This is a genomic window from Actinomadura sp. CNU-125, assembly GCF_001942465.1.
Classification (GTDB): Bacteria; Actinomycetota; Actinomycetes; order Streptosporangiales; family Streptosporangiaceae; genus Spirillospora.
The window spans coordinates 1-12,283 of the sequence record NZ_MKJY01000567.1 but is presented as its reverse complement, the minus strand read 5'-3'; the positions used below and the strand labels follow the sequence as shown (position 1 = coordinate 12,283).

General features: G+C 72.8%; 7 protein-coding genes and 5 pseudogenes. 5 read left to right on the top strand and 7 right to left on the bottom strand.

The genetic code is table 11. From position 1 onward, the window contains the following. Window positions 1-8: 8 nt before the first annotated feature. The 4 genes and pseudogenes from BJF79_RS66175 to pdhA all read right to left on the bottom strand — a co-directional run bounded on the left by BJF79_RS66175 (window position 9) and on the right by pdhA (window position 3,534). Window positions 9-887 carry a dihydrolipoamide acetyltransferase family protein gene (locus BJF79_RS66175; protein WP_316043562.1) on the bottom strand — a complete coding sequence of 293 codons (879 nt, stop codon included), beginning with the start codon at window positions 885-887 and terminating at the stop codon, window positions 9-11. A gap of 330 nt (window positions 888-1,217) precedes the next feature. Next, window positions 1,218-1,403 (bottom strand): annotated as a pseudogene (locus BJF79_RS66170) (biotin/lipoyl-containing protein); the annotation flags it as partial. Then, window positions 1,400-2,415, bottom strand: a pseudogene (locus BJF79_RS42495) (alpha-ketoacid dehydrogenase subunit beta). The pseudogenes BJF79_RS66170 and BJF79_RS42495, both read right to left, overlap by 4 nt. A 19-nt stretch (window positions 2,416-2,434) precedes the next feature. Further along, window positions 2,435-3,534: pseudogene (gene pdhA / locus BJF79_RS42490) on the bottom strand (pyruvate dehydrogenase (acetyl-transferring) E1 component subunit alpha). A gap of 120 nt (window positions 3,535-3,654) precedes the next feature. Here pdhA and BJF79_RS42485 point away from each other — a divergent pair. After that, complete coding sequence (locus BJF79_RS42485) at window positions 3,655-4,164, top strand: Lrp/AsnC family transcriptional regulator (protein WP_075905964.1); 510 nt, start codon at window positions 3,655-3,657, stop codon at window positions 4,162-4,164. Between the two features lie 52 nt (window positions 4,165-4,216). On the opposite strand, the gene BJF79_RS42480 is transcribed toward BJF79_RS42485, so the two are convergent. Then, window positions 4,217-4,693 carry a GbsR/MarR family transcriptional regulator gene (locus BJF79_RS42480; protein ID WP_262403418.1) on the bottom strand — a complete coding sequence of 159 codons (477 nt, stop codon included), beginning with the start codon at window positions 4,691-4,693 and terminating at the stop codon, window positions 4,217-4,219. A gap of 132 nt (window positions 4,694-4,825) precedes the next feature. On the opposite strand from BJF79_RS42480, the gene BJF79_RS42475 reads away from it, so the two are divergent. The 3 genes from BJF79_RS42475 to BJF79_RS42465 all read left to right on the top strand — a co-directional run bounded on the left by BJF79_RS42475 (window position 4,826) and on the right by BJF79_RS42465 (window position 9,018). Further along, entirely contained in the window at window positions 4,826-6,391 is a 1,566-nt protein-coding gene (locus BJF79_RS42475) for a GMC family oxidoreductase (protein ID WP_075905960.1), read from the top strand. A 63-nt stretch (window positions 6,392-6,454) separates the two neighbouring features. Continuing rightward, on the top strand, window positions 6,455-7,879 hold the full coding sequence (locus BJF79_RS42470) for an aldehyde dehydrogenase family protein (RefSeq protein ID WP_075905958.1): 1,425 nt from the start codon (window positions 6,455-6,457) through the stop codon (window positions 7,877-7,879). After that, entirely contained in the window at window positions 7,876-9,018 is a 1,143-nt protein-coding gene (locus BJF79_RS42465) for a M20 family metallopeptidase (protein WP_083734651.1), read from the top strand. Before BJF79_RS42470 ends, BJF79_RS42465 begins: the two co-directional genes overlap by 4 nt. Before the next feature lie 103 nt (window positions 9,019-9,121). On the opposite strand, the gene BJF79_RS42460 is transcribed toward BJF79_RS42465, so the two are convergent. Both BJF79_RS42460 and paaZ read right to left on the bottom strand, forming a co-directional pair. Next, window positions 9,122-9,928 carry an enoyl-CoA hydratase/isomerase family protein gene (locus BJF79_RS42460; RefSeq protein ID WP_075905956.1) on the bottom strand — a complete coding sequence of 269 codons (807 nt, stop codon included), beginning with the start codon at window positions 9,926-9,928 and terminating at the stop codon, window positions 9,122-9,124. Between the two features lies 1 nt (window position 9,929). Then, window positions 9,930-11,976, bottom strand: a pseudogene (gene paaZ, locus BJF79_RS42455) (phenylacetic acid degradation bifunctional protein PaaZ). A gap of 162 nt (window positions 11,977-12,138) precedes the next feature. On the opposite strand from paaZ, the pseudogene BJF79_RS54665 reads away from it, so the two are divergent. Continuing rightward, window positions 12,139-12,283, top strand: a pseudogene (locus BJF79_RS54665) (1,2-phenylacetyl-CoA epoxidase subunit A); the annotation flags it as partial.

Genomic DNA, 12,283 nt, shown 5'->3' with positions numbered 1-12,283 from the left:
GGGGGCCGTCACGCGTTGGCGAGCAGGACGGAGGGCGCTTCCACGCAGTCGGCCACGTGGCGCAGGAACCCGCCGGCGGCGCCGCCGTCGCAGACCCGGTGGTCGAAGGTGAGGGACAGCTGGGTGACCTTGCGTGCGGTGACCGCGCCACCGGTGACCCAGGGACGGTCGATGATGCGGCCGACGCCGAGGATGGCGGCCTCGGGGTGGTTGATGATCGGGGCGGACCCGTCCACGCCGAAGACGCCGTAGTTGTTGAGGGTGAACGTGCCGCCGGTGAGCGACTCGGGCGGCAGCTTTCCAGCGCGGGCGAGGCCGGTGAGCCGGGCCAGTTCGGCGGCGAGCTGGGCGGTCGTCATCCGGTCGGCGTCGCGGACGACCGGGACGACCAGGCCGCGGTCGGTCTGCGCGGCGAAGCCGAGGTTGACGTGACCGTGCCGGATGATCTCGGCGCGGTCGGTGTCGACCGAGGAGTTCAGCTCGGGGAAGCGGCGCAGGCCGTCCACGCAGATGCGGGCGAGCAGGGCGAGCAGCCCGATGCCGAGGTCGGGGCGGGTCTGCCGGAGCTCGTCCTTGGCCGTGAGCAGGCTGGTGGCGTCGACATCCACCCAGGTCGTCGCGTCGGGGATCTCCCGGCGGCTGCGGGCCATCTTGTCGGCCACCGCCCGGCGCAGGCCGCGCAGCGGGATACGGTCCGCCACGGCCGCCGGAGCCGGGACGGGCGTCGCCGTCGGTTCGGCGGCGGGTGCGGCCGAGAGTTCGGCCCGGCGGGCGATCGCCTGCTCGACGTCGCGGCGGAGGATCACGCCGCGCGGGCCGGTGGGGGCGACGGCGGCGAGGTCGATTCCGTGCTCGGCGGCGATCCTGCGGACGAGCGGAGAGATCACGCGCGGCGCGTGTGCCGGCCCGGCCGCCATAGGCGGTGCCTCATCAGCCTGACGCTCGGCGGCTGATTGAACGGATATCGGCTCCGTGGTGGTCGCGGGGCCGCGGCGCCGCCTGCGCCGGCCGGACCCGTGACCGGTGCCGTAGCCGATCAGGACGTTGCCCGAGCCGGCCTGTTCCTCCTCGCGGTAGCGGGCCGCGGCCGGGTCGACGTCTGAATCCACATCCGGGGCGGGCGTCTGCGCGATGTCGGCCTCGGTGCCGGCCGCGCCGATTTCGATGAGCGGCTCGCCGACCGCGAGGACGGTGCCGGCCTCGGTGTGCAGTTTCAGCACGATGCCGGCGTAGGGGACGGGGACCTCGACGGCGGCCTTGGCGGTCTCGACCTCCACCACGATCTGGTCGATCTCGACGGTGTCGCCGACGGCGACCTTCCATTCGACGATCTCGGCCTCGGTGAGGCCCTCGCCGAGGTCGGGCAGGCGGAACACCTGCCGGGCGGGAGCGGTCGTCGTCATGATGCCTCCCGGGCCGAGTGCAGGATGTCGGGCCGGTCGTCGAACTGGAGCCGGTCACCGCGTCCAGGACGCGGTCGACGTCGGGCAGGTGCGCGTGCTCCAGCTTGGGGGGCGGGTAGGGGATGTCGAACCCGGTGACGCGCAGCACCGGGGCGGCGAGGGAGTGGAAGCAGCGTTCCTGGACGCGCGCCGCGATCTCCGCGCCCACGCCGGCGAACCCCTGGGCTTCCTGGACGACCACGCAGCGTCCGGTCTTGCGCACCGACGCGGTGACGGTGTCGTCGTCGAACGGGACGATCGTGCGCAGATCCACGACTTCGAGGTCGATGCCGTCGGCGGCGGCCGCCTCGGCGGCCTGGAGCGCGACGGGGACGCTGGGGCCGTAGGCGACGAGCGTCGCGTCGGTTCCCGCGCGCCGCACCGCCGCCTGCCCGAAGCCGCCGGTGCGCCGCTCGCTGATGGTGGTGTCGTCCTTGGCCCAGTACAGGCGTTTGGGCTCCATGAAGACCACCGGGTCGGGGTCGGCGATCGCGTCGCGCAGCAGCCAGTAGGCGTCGTCGGGGGTGGCGGGGGTGACGACCTTCAGGCCGGGGGTGTGCGCGTAGTACGCCTCGCTGGAGTCGCAGTGGTGCTCCACGCCCCCGATCCCGCCGGCGAAGGGGATGCGGATCACCATCGGCAGCGGCATCGCGCCGCGGGTGCGGTTGCGCATCTTGGCGACGTGCGAGGCGATCTGCTCGAACGCCGGGTAGGCGAACGCGTCGAACTGCATCTCGACGACCGGGCGGAACCCGCCCATCGCCATCCCGACGGCCAGGCCGACGATGCCGGCCTCCGCCAGGGGGGTGTCGAAGCAGCGGTCCTCGCCGAACTCGGCGGTCAGCCCGTCGGTGATCCGGAAGACGCCGCCCAGCGGCCCCACGTCCTCACCGAAGACGAGCACCCGCGCGTCTTCGGCCAACGCGTCCCGCAGCGCCGTGTTCAGCGCCTGCGCCATCGTCATCGCGGTCATCGTCGGTCCTCCGGGGCGGTCAGTTCGGACGCGAGCAGGGCCCGCTCGCGTGCTCGCACAACTGGGGCGTGGGGTCGGCGAAGACGTGATCGAAGATCTCCAACGGGTCGGCCTCGGGATCGGCGTCGGCGTTCAGCGCGTCGCGGACCCGGGCGGCGAACGCCTCGGCGTCCTCGCGCGCCGCCTCGACGCCGTCGTCTTCGAGCAGTCCCCGGCCGCGCAGGTAGGTCTCCAGCCGCGCGAGCGGATCGGCCGACTCCCACTCCTCGACCTCCTCCGCTTGCCGGTACCGGGTGGCATCGTCGGCGTTGGTGTGCGCGTCCATGCGGTAGGTGTGCGCCTCCACTAGGAACGGTCCGTTTCCGGTCCGCGCGTGCTCCATCGCCGCCATCAAGACCGACAGCGTCGCCACGAGGTCGTTGCCGTCGACCTGCTCGGAGCGGACGCCGTACCCGATCCCCTTGTAGGCGAGCGCCGGCGCGGCGGTCTGCTTGGCCAGCGGGACCGAGATCGCGTACTTGTTGTTCTGCACGAGGAACACCACAGGGGCGTTGAGGACGGCCGCGTAGTTGAGCGCCTCGTGGAAGTCGCCCTCACTGGTCCCGCCGTCGCCGATGAACGCCATCACCACGGCGTCCTCACCCTTGCGGCGGAGCGCTTCGGCCATCCCCACCGCGTGGATCGTCTGGGTCGCCAGCGGCGTGCACTGCGGCGCGACGCGGACGGCCGCGGGGTCGTACCCGCAGTGCCAGTCGCCCCGCAGCAGGGTGAGCACCTCGGCCGGGTCGATGCCCCTGGCGACGAGCGCGACCGAGTCGCGGTAGGTGGGGAACAGCCAGTCGTCCTCGCCGAGCGCGAGGCGCCGGCGATCTGGCAGGCCTCCTGGCCGCGGCTGGAGGGGTAGACGGCGAGCCGCCCCTGTTTGGTCAAGGCGGTCGCCTGGCGGTCGAAGCGGCGTCCCAGGACCATCCGGCGGTAGGCCTCTAGGAGTTGCTCGTCTTCGGGTGCCCGGTATCCGGCGGGCGGTTCGACGGCCGTGCCGTCCTCGGCGACGAAGCGGACCGGGACGGGCGCGGGAAGAAGGCCGTCGGTCACCCGGCTGTCTGTCCGCATGGACATGGCGACCCTCGCTTTCGGTGGACGTTTGACAAGGCAAGCGTCCAGTTTGCGGTCCATCTGTTCAATAGATCGGCCATAATGAGCGACAGATAGCTTCTTACGAGACACCAGGAAGGCCATATGTCGACCGATGAGGACCCTGGCGGGGGGTGGCCGGGACGTTCTGCCGACCGGCTGGACGAAGTGGACCGCGCGATCGTCGCCGAGCTGCTGCGGGACGGCCGGATCTCGGTGCGGGCGCTGGCCGAGAACGTCCACATCTCCCGCGCCAACGCCTATGCGCGCCTTACCCGGCTCACCGACGACGGCGTGATCACCGGCTTCACCGCGGAACTGGCGCCGCACCGGGCCGGGCTCGGCACCAGCGCCTACGTCTCGGTCACCATCGAGCAGAACTCCTGGCGGGCGGTATCGGCCCGGCTGCAGGAGATCCGCTACGTCGAGCACTTCGCGATGGTCGGCGGCGACTACGACGTGCTGGTGCTGGTTCGGGCGCCGGACAACACGGCGCTCCGGCACGTGGTGCTGGAGCGCATCCAGGACATCCCGGGCGTGCGCGCCACCCGGACCTGGCTGGTGTTCGACGAGGCGCACGGCCGGGGCGCGGACTGGGCTCGCAGAGGCGAGTAAGTCGGGGCGGTGCCCCAGTGCGCGGCGGGAGGCGGTTCACCCGGGCCGCGGTTCAGCGGGACGCCTTGTACTCCCTGAGGAGCGCTTCGAGGCTGCTCACCATGAAGATGTAGAACTCGTGCATCTGACGGAGGCGTTCGCGCTGACGTTCAGGGAGGCTGTCGCTTCGCGCGTGCGCGCGCTCGGCGAGGGCCAGTAGTTCGGTCGTCGCGTCAAGCTGGTGCCGGAGGCAGCCCGCCCACGCGTCCTCGCACCACTCGTACACGTACTGGCGGGAGCCCGGTTGCTTGAACCGCCGGACGGTGCCGCTCTCCACCAGCAGGCGCGTCATCTCCGACATCGAGCCCTTGCTCGCGTTGAGGGCGTTCTGCAGATCCGCCATGGTCATGGGCGTCTCGCTGAGCATCAGGACGCCGGCGGTTCGCCCGGCCATGGGGGGCCAGCTCATCGCGCGGCCGATGCGCAGGCCGAAGTCGTCGATCAGGGCGTCGCCGCCGGTGGGGTCGCCGTCACGGGCGGGGGTGGACACGACCACCTCCATTCAATCAGAAAAAAATGAACTTTCACTCTTGACTGAATTAATTGTGAAGGGCAGTCTACCGCCATCGGCGGTTCGGACCTTCCCGAAGCCGCTCACCTGGCCTAACGCAGGAGGTTCGCCGTGGCAAACACGGGCTGGGACATCATCGTCGTCGGCGCGGGCTCCGCGGGCGCCGCGCTCGCCGCCCGTTCTGCCGAGCGGGGCAGGCGCGTGCTGCTGCTGGAGGCCGGACCCGACTACCGGTCGGCGCAGATGCCGGAGGCGTGGCGGTCGCCGAACCCGGCACGCGCGCTGATGGACCCGGCCGCCGTATCCGGCCTGGTGTGGGACGGCGTCACCTCGTCCCGGACGGACAAGCAGCCGCAGGCACCGTACTGGCGCGGCCGGGGCGCGGGCGGGAGCTCGTCGATCAACGGGCAGATCGCGATCCGCCCGCCGATGGAGGACTTCGCGGACTGGGCCGCCGCCGGATGTACCGGATGGTCGCCTGAAGACGTCCTGCCCTACTTCGCGAAGCTGGAGGACGACGAGGAGTTCGGCGACGAGGCCTACCACGGGCGCGGCGGCCCGACCCCGATCTTCCGGATGCCGCGGGAGCGCTGGGGCGGCGTGGACGGCGCGCTCGCCGCGGCGGCGCAGGCAGCCGGGCACGCCTGGGCGCCGGACGTCAACGCTCCCGGGGCGGCGGGCGTCTCGCCGTACCCGATCAATTCGCGGGCCGGGCGCCGGGTCACCGTCAACGACGGCTACCTCGAACCGGCCCGGTCCCTGCCCGGGCTCACCGTCCGGGGCGACGCCCTGGTCGACCGGGTCGTGTTCGACGGCGACCGGGCCGTCGGCGTCCGCGTCATCACCGCCGGGACGGCGGTGACCGAGTACGCCGACGAGATCGTGCTCAGCGCCGGAGTGATCCACTCGCCCGCGATCCTGATGCGGTCGGGCGTCGGCCCGGCGGAGGACCTGCGCCGCCTCGGCATCGAGGTGCGGGCCGACCTTCCGGTGGGCCGAGGGATGCAGGACCACCCGATGGTCGTCGTCGGGCTGCCGCTGACCGCCGATGCCGCGGTCAAGACGGCGGACGACCGCCATACCAACGTCTGCGTCCGCTTCGGCAGCGGCGCGCCCGGCGGCACGCCCTTCGACCTGATGCTGGTGTCGATGAACATGAACGTGCTCGCCATGGAGAGCGCCGACACGCGCTTCCCGGTGGGCGGCTTCGGCGTGTGGCTCAACCAGAACCACTCCCGCGGGGTGCTGACGCTGACGTCCGCCGACCCGCAGGCGCAGCCCGAGGTACGGGAGCGGATGCTGTCGGACGCCCGCGACCTGGCGCGCCTGCGCGACGGTGTCCGCACGCTGGTCGATCTGGCGCGCGGCCCGGAGGCCGCCGTCGTCGTCGAGGGATCGGTGGAGGCCGTCAATCAACGCCTGTTCGCGGTGCTGGACGACGACGCGGAACTCGACGATCTCCTGCTGGCCACCGCAGTGGACGCCCAGCACGGCACCAGCACCTGCCGGATGGGCGCGGCCGGCGACGACTCCGCGGTGCTCGACCCGTCGTGCCGCGTCCGCGGCATCGGCGGCCTGCGCGTGGTGGACGCCTCGATCTTCCCGTCCGTCCCGCGGGCCAACACCAACCTGGCGACGATCATGGCCGGCGAGCTCATGGCCGACCGCCTCAACTGACCCCGACGACGCCGGCCCCGACCGTTCCCTCGGGCGCGCCCACCCGCGCAAGGAGCACCACCAGTGAAGACTTTGCAGAACCTGATCGGCGGCGTCTGGGAGGATTCCCGCAGCGACGCGTTCCACGACGTGGTCGACCCGGCGACCGAGGAGGTCGTCGCTCGTTGTCCCAGCGGCTCGCCCGAGGACGTCCGCCTCGCGGTGGACGCGGCCGCCGGAGCGCAGCCCGCCTGGGCGGCGCTGCCCGTAGCCGAGCGGGTGGCGCGCCTGACCCGGTGGGCGGACGCGGTCGCCGAGCACGCCACCGAGCTCGCCGAGATCGAATGCCGCGAGATGGGCAAGCCCGTCGCACTCGGCACGGGCTTCATCGGCGGCGCCGCGCAGCTGGTCAAGGCGGCCGCCGCCGAGGCATTGGACTACCCGTTCGAGGAGACCGTCCCAGCGCCGGACGGCGGCAGCACCACCATCCTGCACAACCCGGTCGGCGTGACCGCGGTCATCGTGCCGTGGAACTTCCCGGTGCCGATGACGCTCGGCGCGATCGGCCCGCTGCTCGCCGCCGGGAACACCGTCGTGATCAAGCCGTCCGAGCGGTCTCCTATGTCGGCGGTGCGCCTGCTCGAACTCGCGGACCTGCCGCCCGGCGTCGTGAACCTCGTGCACGGGGACTCCCGTGCGGGCGTGCCGCTGGTCGCGGACGAGCGGATCGGGCTCGTCCACTTCACCGGCTCCGTCGAGGCGGGCCGCCAGGTCGGCGCCGAGACCGGAGGACGGCTGAACCGCGCGATCCTCGAACTCGGTGGAAAGGACCCCGTGGTCGTCGACGCCGACGTGGACCCGGCGGCCACCGCCGCGGCCGTCGCGTTCGGCGCGTTCGCCAACTCGGGCCAGATCTGCACGTCCATGGAGCGCATCTACGTGCACCAGGACATCGCCGAGGAGTTCATCGACGCCCTCGTCGACGCCGCCGGGACCTACGTCCTCGGCGACGGCCGCGACGAGACGACGGTGCTGGGCCCGCTGGTCGACCAGCGGCAGCGCGACATCGTCGAACGGCACGTCGCCGACGCCGTCGAACGCGGCGCGACCGTCCGCACCGGGGGGAAGAGGCCCGAGGGCAGGGGCTTCTTCTATCCCGCGACCGTGCTCACCGGCGTCGACGACTCCATGCTCGTCATGAACGAGGAGACCTTCGGCCCCCTCGCCCCGGTGGTGGTGGTGCCGTCCTTCGGGGAGGGGGTGGCGAAGGCCGCCAAGACGCGGTTCGGGCTCGCCGCCACCGTCTACACCAACGATCCCGCGCACATGGCCGCCGCCCGCGCGATCCCCGCCGGCGTGGTGTGGGTGAACCAGTGGCAGGGCGGCGGACCCGAGCGGCTGTACGAACCGGCGGGCGACAGCGGGATGGGCGCCACCGGATCCAGGGCCGCCTACGACGCGGCCACCCGTCCCGTCTCGATCCACACCGCACCGGTGGTGGACGCGTGACGGCCACCGCGCAGCAGCGGCCAGCGAAGCGGCACGCCGCGGACGTCGTCGGCGCCTGGAGCGAACGCCTGGTAGAGCTGTCCCACCGCATCCACGCACACCCCGAACTGGCCTTCGAGGAAACGCGGGCGAGCGCGTGGGTCGCCGAGGCGCTGACCGCCGCCGGATTCGAGGTCGAGCACGGCTGCTACGACCTGCCCACCGCCGTCCGCGCGACCGTCGGGACGGGGCCGCTGCACATCGGGATCTGCGCCGAGTACGACGCCCTCCCCGAGATCGGCCACGCCTGCGGCCACAACATCATCGCCGCCGCCGCGGTCGGCGCCGGCGCGGCGCTCGCCGGACTGGCCGACGACCTGGGCCTGACGGTGACCGTCCTCGGCACACCGGCGGAGGAGGGCGGCGGAGGCAAGATCCTCATGCTCGAGCGCGGTGCCTTCGACGGGGTCGACGCGGCGATGATGGTGCACCCCGCCGCCGTCGAGATGGCCGCGATGCCGGGCTCGGCCGTCTCCCAGTTCCAGGTCGCCTACCGCGGCAAGCCGGCGCACGCGGGCGCGTACCCGCAGCTCGGCGTCAACGCCGCCGACGCGATGACCGTCGCGCAGGTCGCGGTCGGGCTGCTCCGCCAGCAGACGGGCCCGGACGACCGCATCGCCGGCGTCGTCACCGAGGCGGGCACCGCGGCCAACATCATCCCCGACGCCAGCCGGGGAGGGTGGATCGTACGGTCGTCCACCATGGAGGGCCTCGCCGAGCTCAAGCGGCGCGTGCAGCGCTGCTTCGAGGCCGGTGCGCTGGCCACCGGATGCGAGCTGACGACCACGCCGGTCTCCCTCGACTATGCCGACCTGCGGCCCGATCCCGCCTTGCTGGAGCTGTACCGGGCCAACGCCGAGGCGCTCGGGCGCGTCTTCCCGGACCTGTCCGGCGACTCCCCGGCCGGCGCGGCCACCGACATGGGCAACGTCTCCCATGTCGTCCCCACCATCCACCCGATGCTCGGGCTGGACTGCCTGCCCGCGGTGAACCACCAGCCCGAGTTCACCGCGGCGTGCGCCACCTCGGCAGCCGACAAGGCCGTCCTGGACGGCGCCACCGCGATGGCGTGGACGGCGATCGACCTCGCCCGCGCCTGACCCCGACCGGCCGGGGCGGGCCTTCCGCAGTGCGGGCCCTGAGAGAGCCGGAGGGGCGGCCCCGACTTCCGGGGCCGCCCCTCCGGGCATTCCGGCCTCGGTCTCAGCGCCCTTCGAAGACCGGCCTTCGCTTGCCGAGGAACGCCTCGACCGCCCCGGCGTGGTCGGTGGTCAGGCCGAGGCGCGCCTGGGCGCGCGCCTCGGACGCGAGCGCCGTGTCGAGATCCTGTTCCCACGCGTCGGCGATCAGCCGCTTGGACTCGGCGTAGGCGGCGGTCGGACCGACGGCGAGCCGAGCGGCGAGCGCGCGGCCCGCGGCCGCCACCTCCTGCCGCGGTACCACCCGGCCCGAGACGCCCCACGCGACGGCCTCCGCCGCGGTGAAGGTCTCGCCGAGCAGGACCAACTCCCTGGCCCGGGACTCGCCGACCGCCCGCGGCAGCGTCCACGACAACCCCGAGTCACAGGTCAGCCCGATCCCGGTGAACGCCGTTCCCAGGACGGCGTCCTCGGCGAAAACCCGCAGGTCGCAGGCCAGTGCGAGGGCCAGGCCGGCGCCGACGCACGTGCCGGCCACGGCCGCGACGACCGGCTTGCCCATCGTGGCCGGGAGCCGGACGATCGGCGCATAGTCGTCCTGGACGGTGTCGAACGCATGCTCTGGATCGTCGCGCAGCGCGGCCGCGTGCTCGGCGAGGTCCTGCCCGACGCAGAAGGCACCGCCCGCGCCGGTCAGCAGCACGGCGCGGACACCCGCGTCGGACGCCGCGTCTTCCAGCGCGCGCCGCAGCGCCGTCTTGGTCCGTGCGTCGAGCGCGTTGCGGCGGTCCGGACGGTTCAGCGTCACGACCGCCACGCCCCCGTCCCGTTCGAGGAGCACCGGCGCGTTCTCGTCGGTGACGGTGTCCATGTCAGGCCTCCGTCGCCGGGGTTTCGGGCCAGGTCTTGGCCACGAGGGTGAGCACGTCGTAAGTCGCGGCGGCCCGGCCGTCCTGGTTGGTCACGACGGCGTCCCAGCGGACCTCGCCGTAGTCGGCGCCGGTTCGCGGGGTGATCTGCTTCACCGTCAGCGTCACCGCGATGGCGTCACCCGCCTTGACCGGTGTGAGGAAGCGCAGCGCGTCGACACCGAAGTTGGCCAGGACGGGCCCGGGCGCGGGGTCGACGAACAGTCCGGCGGCCAGGGAGACCACCAGGTAGCCGTGGGCGACGATGCCGCCGAACAGCGGGTTGCGGGCGGCGGCCTCGGGGTCGGTGTGGGCGTAGAAGGTGTCGCCGGTGAACTCGGCGAAGTGCTCGATGTCCGCCAGTGTCACCGTCCGCGGCTGTGAGGCGATCGTGTCGCCGATCCGCAGGTCCGCCAGGGACTTGCGGAAGGGATGGACGCCGGATTCGGTACGGGCGGCGCCCGCCGTCCACTGCCCGGTGGCGGCCGTGAGCAGATCGGGGGACGCCTGGACGGCGGTGCGCTGCATGTGATGGAGCACGGCGCGGACACCGCCGAGTTCCTCACCGCCACCGGCGCGTCCCGGCCCGCCGTGCACCAGGACGGGCAGCGGCGAGCCGTGCCCGGTGGACTCCTTCGCGTCGTCGCGGTCCAGGACCAGGACCCGGCCGTGCCACGGCGCGAGACCCAGCACCACCGACCGCGCCACGTCCGGGTCATGGGTGGCGACGGACGCGGCGAGGCTGCCCTTGCCGCGCGCGGCGAGCGCGACCGCCTCATCGAGGCCGCGGTAGGTCAGGACGGTGCTGACCGGGCCGAACGGCTCCACATCGTGCGGTTCGGTGGCGCCGGCCCGCGCGCGCAGCACGAGCGGCGTCATGAAGGCGCCGCGCTCGGCGTCGCCGTCGAGCAGTGCAGCACCCGCGGGGTCTCCGACCGCGACCTCGGCGCCGGCCCGCAGCGCCTCGACGGCCTTGCGTACCTGGTCGCGCTGGTCGAGGCCGGCCAAGGGGCCCATCCGCACGTCGGGGTTGCGGGGGTCGCCGACGGTGACCTTCGCGAGCCGAGCGGCGAGCGCCTCGATCACCTGGTCGGCCATCGTCTCGGGGACGATGACCCGGCGGATCGCGGTGCATTTCTGCCCGGCCTTGACGGTCATCTCGGTGACGACGCCCTTGACGAACAGGTCGAACTCCGGGTCGTCCGGACGGACGTCGGGGCCGAGGATCGAGCAGTTGAGGGAGTCGGCCTCGACGCCGAGGCGGACGCCGCCGTCCAGCACGTTCGGGTGGCGGCGCAGGATCCCGGCGGTGTGCGCGGAGCCGGTGAAGGCGACGCAGTCCTGGACGGTCAGCGCATCGAGCAGCCCTTCCGGGCTCGCGGAGAGCAGTTGCAGGGCGCCGTCGGGCAGGATGCCGGACGCGATGATCTGCCGGACGGCGAGTTCGGTGAGGTAGGCGGTCTGGCTCGCGGGCTTGACGATCGACGGCAGCCCCGCGAGGAAGGCGCTTCTCCAGCATCCCCCAGACGGGGAAGTTGAAGGCGTTGATCTGGACCGCGACACCCGGTCGGGACGCGTAGAGGTGCCGGCCGACGAAGGTGCCGCCCTTGCCGAGCGGCTCCACGCCGCCGTCCAGAACGATCGTGTCGTTCGGCAGTTCCCGCACGCCCTTGCTCGCGTAGCTGAACAGCGTGCCGATGCCGCCGTCGACGTCGACCGCGGTGTCGCGTGCGGTGGCGCCGGTCCGCACCGACAGCGCGTACAGCTCCTCCTTGCGCTCGGTCAGGTGCTTGGCCAGCGCCTTCAACAGCGCGGCCCGCTCGTGGAAGGTCAGTGCCCGCAGCGAGGGGCCGCCGACCTCCCGGCCGTACCGGACCATCGCCGCGATGTCCGGTCCCCGGCGCGAGAAGCGCGCGACCTCCTCGCCCGTCGCGGCGTCCAGCAGGGGGTCCCCGTCGTCGGTGGCCCGGAACCACCGTCCGGCGGCATAGCTCTCCAGCAGCGCGCTCACGCTGCCTCCTTCCGTGGGTCCATCGAGGTGAGTCCTTCGCGGCGGCCGCCGCACCGCCCGGCGAAGTTCGGGCGCTGTGGCCGGTTGCGCGGGGCCGCCATCCCATGTCACGGTATTACCGACCGAACGGTAAGTAAATATGATCGAAGTCTCGGAGGGACGATGACGACCATCCCCGTGGAGCCGGAGGAGCGGTTGCGGGAGGGGTTCGACGCGACGATCGCGCGGGCCGACCGGATCGAGCCCCGCGACTGGATGCCGGACGCCTACCGCCGGACGCTGGTCCGGCAGATCGCCCAGCACGCGC

Bases quoted from the DNA above. Each gene is read 5' to 3' on its own strand.
- BJF79_RS42485 (WP_075905964.1), top strand. From the start codon at position 3,655: ATGTCGACCGATGAGGACCCTGGCGGGGGGTGGCCGGGACGTTCTGCC.
- BJF79_RS42460 (WP_075905956.1), bottom strand. From the start codon at position 9,928: ATGGACACCGTCACCGACGAGAACGCGCCGGTGCTCCTCGAACGGGAC.